Annotated in this window: 5 protein-coding genes; 1 reads left to right on the top strand and 4 read right to left on the bottom strand. The window is 51.4% G+C overall.

Annotated elements, in window-relative coordinates:
- Positions 1-1,550, bottom strand: a 1,550-nt coding sequence (locus tag ACTF5G_RS09355; RefSeq protein ID WP_438952545.1) for a hydantoinase B/oxoprolinase family protein, incomplete at its 3' end; no start/stop codon positions are given.
- A 70-nt stretch (positions 1,551-1,620) separates the two neighbouring features.
- Positions 1,621-3,765 (bottom strand): hydantoinase/oxoprolinase family protein, encoded by a 2,145-nt coding sequence (locus ACTF5G_RS09350; protein WP_438952544.1) that lies wholly within the window; start codon positions 3,763-3,765, stop codon positions 1,621-1,623.
- Positions 3,766-4,231: 466 nt separating this feature from the next.
- On the opposite strand from ACTF5G_RS09350, the gene ACTF5G_RS09345 reads away from it, so the two are divergent.
- Positions 4,232-6,202: a sigma-54-dependent Fis family transcriptional regulator gene (locus ACTF5G_RS09345; protein WP_438952543.1), complete on the top strand. Its 1,971-nt coding sequence runs from the start codon at positions 4,232-4,234 to the stop codon at positions 6,200-6,202.
- 82 nt (positions 6,203-6,284) lie between these two features.
- Here ACTF5G_RS09345 and ACTF5G_RS09340 read toward each other — a convergent pair whose 3' ends face one another.
- A complete protein-coding gene (locus tag ACTF5G_RS09340) occupies positions 6,285-6,746 on the bottom strand; it encodes a DUF2721 domain-containing protein (protein WP_438952542.1) in 462 nt (153 codons plus the stop codon).
- Between the two features lie 5 nt (positions 6,747-6,751).
- Positions 6,752-8,530, bottom strand: a 1,779-nt coding sequence (locus tag ACTF5G_RS09335) for an efflux RND transporter permease subunit (protein ID WP_438952541.1), incomplete at its 5' end; no start/stop codon positions are given.

Raw genomic sequence — 8,530 nt, 5'->3', positions numbered from 1 at the left:
CCCAGACCACCGCGGTACTTACCGTAACCGCCAGTATTGGTTTTGATACGACGACCCATGTACAACAGCGGTTCAGCCAGTTCCCAGATCTCGATATCACCCATGTCACCTTCAGGGTTCCAAATCGCAGCAGCGTGGTTCAGGCCGTCTTTCATAGCACAGGCACCAGTACCACAAGCCGCAGTTTCGAAGCTGTTAACCGCGTGAACTTCGCCGTCTTGGTTTACACCACCGCCTTGCAACCAGTTACAGGGGTTGGAGTTACCGGCGTTAACTTCTTCCAGATAACCGCGGGCGAAGTACGTACGGCTTATGCCACGCCACAAGGAGCTCCAGGATGACACCAGGAAGTGCCACGCGTCAGCGTGTGCTGTACGGCGGTCTTTCGGGTTAGTCCAGGTACCTGCAGGGCAACGGAACTCAGTCGCGTAACGAGGACCATCATTGATACGTTCGGTAGGAACCAGAGACTGGGTCATCATTACCCAGATACCGGAGGTAAACGCAGTGGGGTTGGTGTTATAGGTGTGCCAGCCCCAGCGGCTGCAGCCTTCGAAATCAAGACGCCAGGTACCATTGGGTTTCACGGTAATTTCACAAGGGGCATGCATGATGGAGTCCATTTTTGCAAAAGTGGACGGTACATGGACATCCGGATGGCTGTAAGGAACATCAACAAAAGCAACGGTCTTCACTGTACCAGGCACACACATTGCCTTGATACGTTTGATCAGACCACGACGACCATCTTCAACCACTTCGTACATGAATTTTTCAACGGCATCCACGCCTTCTTCTTCGATAACCTCAGTAAGCATGTTGCGGATCATGTGACAACCGGCAATACGGGTTTTCTCATCGAGAATCCAGTATTTGGTCGTACGAATATTACGTTGACTTTCATGCAGATAGTCGCGCAGAGGGGTATCGTTGATACCTGTTTTGCGACAGCTAATCTGGATGCCATCACCAAAACGCTGGATTTGGCCATTGGACATGGAACCAGGACCCACCGCACCAGTATCAATTACGTGAGTCATACCGCCGACCCAACCTCTCAACAACCCATCATAGAAGATAGGTACGATAGTTGCGATATCGCAGGGGTGAACGTTACCAACTTGACAATCGTTGTTGGTGAACATGTCGCCATCGGCGATACCGGGATTGCTTTCCCAGTCATTCTGGATCATGTATTTGATCGCTGCACCCATGGTACCCACGTGAATGATGATACCTGTAGAGGTAGCAACACAGTCACCAGCGGGGTTGTACAGGGTAAAGCAAAGCTCACCTTCCTGCTCAACAATGGGCGATGCAGCAATTTTCTTGGCCACTTCACGAGAGTTCACCAAACCCGCACGAACTTTGGAGAAGATACGCTCGTAACCGATAGGATCTTTGTCCTTGAATTCGAGGGTTTCAAGACCGTTATAGAAACCAGTTTTGGCTGTACGTTCCATGATGGCATTACGGTGGTCGTTGAGAGTCAAGCCGCTTTGGAGCAGTACACCCGGGGTGTTACCCAACGCATTTTTCATAATAGTCATAATTATTCCTCTGTATCTTTTTCGTCTATGTAATCGACGTTAGCAGTTATCTTTAATAGATGTTCGCTATTTATTCAACTTCGACCAGGTGGAACAGACGGTGTCCATCCAACCAAGTTTCAAAGCCAGTCGGGATTACATATGTGGTTGCATCAGACTCAACAACTGCTGGTCCGGTTATTCTGTTGCCAGGCAACAGGCTTTCCATTTTGTAGAGCTTCGCATCAACCCACTTGCCACCGTAGTAGAACGGACGTGATCCGGTTACTGCTTCGGCTGGAGGGTTGGGGCCAGCATCCGGCTCAGAAGGAATGCTTGGTTTCTTGGTTTCAACAGACCCACGCATGATGGCAGCAGTTACACCAAACCCAAGCTCAGGAGAGCGAGCGGCATCGGCGTATACGCGGCCATAGGTCTCATCAAAACAGGCAACCAGTTTATCCCAGTCTTCCGGACTACCGATTTTGCTCAGTGGAGAAGACATTTCCAGATCGTTCAACTGACCCAGATACTGCATGCGGTAACCAGGGGTGAGAGTGACATCATCTTCGGTAAATCCGTTGATTCTGAACTCTTCCATCACTTTCTCAGTCAACTCTTTCCAGCAAGCGCCCAAGGTGTTGACGGCTGCCTGTTTATCCGCAGCCGTTGACTCTTTGGTGATACCGATATCCGTACTCTTATCATAACGGTATTCAAAGTCTGCGGTCGCACAACCAAATGCAGAGAAACCGGCAGCCCAGGCTGGAACGATGGTTTCTTTAAAGCCGAGACCCATGGTGTAGCCATAGGCGTGAACCGGACCACCACCACCGTAGGAGAAGCATACAAAATCACTGGGGCTGTAGCCTTTGGCACTGATCATGGCGCGCAAATGCTGACGCAAGGAAAGGTCAAGCAACTCAATAACACCAGCCGCCGCATCTTCCAGAGACATACCAAGCGGATCAGCGATCTGGTCTTTCACGCACTGACGTGCACGAGGAACATCCAGCTCCAGAATACCGCCGAGGAAGTTATCGGGGTTCAGGTAACCAAGAATGATGTGACAGTCGGTTACAGACACTGTATCAACACCACCAGCTGGCCAACAGGTACCAACGCGGTAACCGGCACTATCAGGACCGAGTTTCAGGGAGTTACTGTAGGGATCGATACGTACGAAGCTACCGGCACCTGCACCAATGGTATCCATGGATACCAGCGGCAGAGACAGTACCAATCGAGCACAGTCACCGTCCTGATGCATGGACACTTTGCCCTTGACAATCAGCGACATATCGAAACTGGTACCACCAATATCGGAACAGGCAACGTTTTCGTATCCGAGCTGCTCGGCCAGATAACGTGAACCCATCACACCACCGATAGGACCGGATACCAGCGTACGCGCCAGCTCTTTCGCTTTCCAGCTGATAGTACCGCCATGGCTAGCCATTACGCGAAGGTCAAACTTCGCGCCGATGTTTTTCATACGATCGCTGAGGTTGGACAGAATAGCCCGAGAAGGCTCAGCAGCGTAGGCTTCCAACAACGTTGTGTTGGTACGGTGAGTTTCTTTACGAACCGGGTAGTAATCGACGGAAGCAAATACCGGGATCTTGGAGCCCATTTCTTTTGCAACTTCAAGACAAACATCGCGAACAGCGCGCTCATGAGTACTATTCAGATAGGAACTCAGGAAGCTGATCACAATGGCTTTACAACCTTGCTCGATCAACTCACGGGCAGCTTCACGGGCTTCGTGCAAACGAACTGGAATTACCACGCCGCCTTTGGAGTCGACACGCTCGGTAACACCGCGAGTATCGTGGATGTGAGCCAGGGGCTCATCATAGCGGTGAGTGTTAAGGTGAAGACGGTCTTCAAACGCATAACCCAGGTAACACTGGATAGCACGACCCATGCGGTGGAAGTCTTCAAAGCCTTTACTTACGATCAGACCAGTACGCAGACCCTTGCGGCCAACAACGCGGTTAAGCATCGCAGTACCAGAGAACACGCAGGTGACCATTTGCGGGAAAACCTCTTCAGGGGTTGTGCCCCAGTGAGCCAGTCCATCAACACTAGATGTCAGCACCGCCTTGGCTTCATCGACGTCACTTTGCGCTTTACCGACAACAAAAGTGCCGTCTGCACGCACAAAAAAAGTATCGGTCATCGTGCCGCCGGCATCGATACCCAGAACTTCAACGGGATTGGTTAAATCATTCAAGTGTATATCCTCTTACTGTTGATTACTTCCACCCCTGCACTCCCGCCTGATTTGCTTTTTATAATTCATGCTACAAATCATTCGGGGACTGAGGTGCCCTCGCATACGACTATAGCAATAGTCGTGCCAATAAAAATTTATTGTTAAATTTTATTATGTTATAAGAAATATCAAACTAACGCTTGGCAAGAACCTGTTATAATCGTTCGAATATCAGCCGCAGGCCGAGCATTAATCGAACTGATTAAAACACGGGTTACAGCCTATGTCTACGATATCGTCCTTACCTATGGCTGCCCAAAACAATAAAAGGCAACGCGCTGCGGTACACTGGCCCATCACTGCAAAATACTTGTAATTGAATGGGTTGAACGTGATTATACGCAGTGAGGCCCAAAAATAAGAAACGTCCTATAATCGTACAATAACGATTTTTATTATAATAAACCGGTGAGTTAAGAGTGCCATGAGTTATGAATCCTCCCTTAAAGGATCGGCTGCTGTCTCGCACCCGACACGAGTTGCTTCCGCACGCGAGAAGCTGCTGACAGACGGAAATCTGCCCGACAATACTGTACGATCTGTGATTGAAGCCTCGTGGCAGCGTTGCGTGACCAGCCAGGTTGATCCGCTTGTCGCAAAACGGGTTCTGGAACTCAGCGGTGAAGAACTGACAGGCATCAGACGGCAACACAGAGAGCTGCTGTCGGCATCCGAAGTTATTATGCGCGAAGCCAAAGAATTACTGGCCGAGTCCGGCACCATCATGCACCTCGTGACACCTTCCGGAATGATACTGGATTACGAGGGAGATCCCGACACACTGGAACTGGCCAATAATTACAGCCTGATCCCCGGTGCCAACTGGAATGAGCAGGCGGCAGGAACAAACGCCATTGGTACCGCACTGAATATCGGGGCTCCCGTTCAGGTTCACGCCTTTGAGCATTTCTGTGAAAACATCAGCCGCTGGACTTGCTCGGCCGCCGTGATTCGGGACCCCTTCGAGAAACGCCTTCTTGGTGCATTGAATATTTCAGGTTTAAAAAACACCTTACATGATTATTGTCTGGCACTGGCTATTTCCGGTGCCCGCAGAATTGAGGGTCAATTTGCACAACTGAAGCTGGCGAAAAGAGATCTTCTTCTTGGCACCACCATTGATCATTTCGCCTCTTCGGGGAATGACGGTGTACTGCTATTTGACATGGACGGCAAGTTGGTCCGCACCAATACTATGGCAGACAAGGTGCTGGCGGCCAGGGGCATAAGAATCAATCTAACCCCATATAACCCTATTCTGACACTCAACAGTGAGGGTGTTTATACACCCGGACAGGATTCGGCATTTAATCAGATAGACCAGCAATGGATTCAACCTGTCATCCACCAAGGGGAACAAATCGGCTACCTGGCGATTATTCCACTCCCTGCTCGCTCATCCCAGAGAGTATCGGGCAGCCCGACGACGATACCCCCTCCCTCAAAATCCACCGGTTTTTTTCGACTGGTCGGACAAAGCACTCCTTTCCTGAAAGCTGTGCAGCAAGCCAAACGAGTTGCCAAGGCACCCATACCCGTGCTGCTGCAGGGAGAAACGGGGGTTGGCAAAGAGCTCTTTGCCAGAGCAATGCACGAAGAGGGGCCACCCAACACCGGTGAGTTTGTCGCGCTCAACTGTGGCGGGCTTTCCAGGGATCTACTAGCAAGCGAATTGTTTGGGCACATTGAAGGCGCCTTCACAGGGGCACGTCGGGGCGGCATGATTGGCAAAATAGAAGCTGCAAACGGCGGCACACTGTTTCTGGATGAGATTGGCGAAATGCCCTTCGACCTCCAACCAATGTTTCTTCGGGTGCTTCAAGAGTCAGAAATCTGCCCCGTAGGTGATACACGCCCACGCAAGGTCAACTTCAGGCTGATCGCCGCCACCAACCGGGATCTAGCTCAGGAAGTGGCAGAAGGTCGCTTCAGGATGGACCTCTATTACCGAATCTCCTCAATGACATTGACAGTACCACCACTGCGGGAGCGAACCGGGGATGTATCCCTGCTGGCTCACAATATATTCGCCCACCTGCTGGAGCAGCATTCCGGGGATCAGAAACGACTCAGCAAGCCGCTGCTCGATCTGCTCGAAAAACATAGCTGGCCAGGCAATATTCGTGAACTGGGCAACCTGATTACCGCCGCTTTCTTTCTCTCCGACCGCGAAGAACTGGGACCGGAAGATCTTCCCAAGGACTTCCTTGCCGCCAATCTTGCCGGTCATGAAAGTGATGCGGTCGTCAACCCGTTGGATTTTGCCGAGAAAGAAGTGATTATCCGCTCCATTCGCGAAGAGGGCGGCAATCTGACGAAGGTAGCCAAGCAATTGAATATTGCGAAGAGCACCCTGTACATAAAATTGAAGAAATACAATATCGGGCGTACCTGAACACGCTCCACCGTCATCCAATTGATGATTTTGGCTCGCCAGCAAGCTAACGAAAAAGAAGGCGTATTGTTAACAATACGGTCTACTCACCCCGCACATCCTCAAAGGAAAACTCTCTGGCTACCCTTAATGTGCGGGTAGCCAGGTGAACCTCCTTGAGAAACAACATCAACGCAACAATCAACAGCACCAGTGCCAATACAAAGAACCCCACAATCAAGCTGCCTATGTGCAACTGCCAGAAGCCACCCACAAACAGGCTGACGATCAGAATACAAACCAATAAGCCGGCAGCTGTGCAAAGCCCTATGGACCAATTCGTCACTTTAGTCCTGCGCCACAGAAACTGCAGCTCCTGCTGACAAATTGCTTTCTGCTCCCGATCACTCAGACGAAACTCCCGCTGACCCACCACCCTGGCGCGATCAACAATACGCCCCAGCCTACCTGATATGACATTGAGAAACCCCGCTATGCCCGCCAGCAGAAATACCGGCGCAACCGCCAGCTGAATAATCAATGCCAGATCCGTTACTTCAATCATCGAGTTCATCTTTGAATCTGCTCCCCGGCGGCCAACGGCTGGCCCGCCCTGAAATATGCCCTGATGCGCTCACCACTAATATAGATCGAAGGCACCAGTAACAGGGTGACAAAAGTAGCCAACAAAACGCCAAATGCCAATGAAATGACCATGGGTATCAGAAATTGGGCCTGAGCACTGCGCTCAAACAATATCGGCGTCAGACCAAAGAACGTGGTCAGCGATGTCAGCACAATTGGCCGAAAACGGTCTCTGGCCCCCTGCAAAGCTGCATCCACTGCATGCCACCCCTCTTTTTTCAACTGATTGATGCGATCAATCAGCACCAGATTATCGTTGACCACTACGCCGGCCGTTGCCAGCACCCCCATCATTGAGGGCATACTGATTTCCTTGCCAAACAACATGTGGCCGATAATTGCCCCGGCAATCCCAAACGGCACGGCGCTGAGCACAATAATCGGCTGCCAGTATGAGCGGAACTCCACGGCGAGCAGGGTATAAATAGCCAATAGTGCCAGCGCCATCATTTGTAAAAATCCCACTTCAAACGCCTTTTGATCTTTCTGTGCACCGTCAATTTCCAACGTCAAACCCGGGAATTTCTTCACTAGATCGGGCCAGTGATCCCGCATCAGCACTGCCACGATCTCACCGGCAGACGCGGCACCACTCACCAGCTCACTTTCTATCTCGACCATCCGCTTGCGATCGCGGCGCTTGATCTCTGTATACCCCGGCACAAAGGCGATATCTGCCACAGCACCGAAGGGCAACTCACGACCATCATCCGTCCGGATACGCAATTCATCCAGCGATGAGGTTCGGGCTCGCTCCGCCTCAGGATAGCGAACTATGACTTTGACATCCTCCCGATCCCGCGGAATACGCTGTGCCTCGGCACCATAAAACGCGTTGCGCAACTGCCCGGCAATATCACTCAAACCAACCCCGAGCGTGTCTGCATTGTCCTTGAGACTGATTTCGATCTCTTTGCTTGCGGTGCGAAATGAACTGGAAACATTGAAGACCCGGGGGTAGTCCAGTAGCAAAGCTTCAATGTCCACGGAGGCCAAACGCAAATCATCAATGTTATCCCCCTTGAGAAGTAAATTAATCTCCTTGGGCCGTCCCATCAGCGTATATTCGACGCCAAAGTCCTCGACATTTTCCACGACCCCGATATGTTTTCGCCAGAGTTCAGCCACGGCCCTTGACGAGACCGAGCGGGTTTCGTTACTGGATAACTCCAGAACAACCGAGACGATGTTTTCCCGGCTTTCGGCATAGTGATTTTCAATGACCGAGCGCCCATCCTCGCCAATCAACAGAGGCTCCTGCTTTAACCCCTCTACGCCCTCTTCTATCTGTCGCATAACGGCCAGAGAGCGATCGAAACTGATACCTTCCCGCAGCTCGGCTGATGCCCGCAAGTACTCCCCCTCAACCACCGGGAAAAAAGCGACGCGCAACCAACCGGTAAAGAAAACCCCCAGTATGACAATCAGTACCGCCAGAAACAGCGCCATGGTAATACCGCTGTGACGCAGGCAACTTTCCAGCGCCGGCCGGAACTGATGATCCGCAAACTGCTTCATCCACCGGGAAGCCCCGTTTCTCGCCCTCTGCAACCATTTTGCAAACAGCGATGTGGCCTCTTTCTCGGGTTTCAGATGGCGCAGGTGAGCCGGCAAAATCAGGAAGGACTCCAGCAGCGAAAATGTCAGCGCAATAATCGCCACCTTGGGCATTTCTGCCATCAGCTTGCTGGAATCACCAGGTAA

It is taken from the genome of Porticoccus sp. (genome assembly GCF_965660005.1).
In the GTDB taxonomy this organism is placed as follows: Bacteria; Pseudomonadota; Gammaproteobacteria; order Pseudomonadales; family Porticoccaceae; genus Porticoccus.
The sequence above is the reverse complement of the archived record's forward strand: the minus strand, read 5'-3'. Positions and strand labels throughout refer to the sequence as shown.